At 39.6% G+C, this 465-nt stretch carries 1 pseudogene; it reads right to left on the reverse strand.

From position 1 onward, the window contains the following. A pseudogene (locus tag B0183_RS11600) lies at nt 1-395 on the reverse strand (M13 family metallopeptidase N-terminal domain-containing protein); the annotation flags it as partial. Between the last annotated feature and the right edge of the window lie 70 nt (nt 396-465).

Genomic DNA, 465 nt, shown 5'->3' on the forward strand with positions numbered 1-465 from the left:
GTTTTTATCCTCTCAATTCGGCTTAAATCAGCTTGAATTGGGCTTAAACCAAGCTTTTCACGGGCAGTCAAATCGGTATAACTTTGATAAAGTGCTTTTAAACGTTGTGCCTTTTCATCATTCGCAAAATTTGGGTTTGAAATCACCGCTTGCAACAGCTCAACAGAACGTTTTTCATTCAATTCATTGAGTTCTGCTAAGGTTCCCCAAGAAGTACGATCAGACGGGATTTGGGTGGTATCTACCCACTTACCATTCACATAACGATAAAAGTCTTGCTGTGGAGAAACACTGTTATCCACCCCTTCGGTTAAGGTGCTTTGGTAGGTTTTCGTGGTACAAGCCGTTAAGCCTAAAGCAAGGGCAATAAGGCTAAAAGAGAGCGTTTTTTTCATTTTATCTCCTAAAAATAAGCGGTAAGATTTGACTAATGATTTGCAAAAAACTTAGTCCATCTTACCGCTT

The sequence above is a fragment of the Glaesserella parasuis genome (genome assembly GCF_002015085.1).
Taxonomy (GTDB): Bacteria; Pseudomonadota; Gammaproteobacteria; order Enterobacterales; family Pasteurellaceae; genus Glaesserella; species Glaesserella parasuis.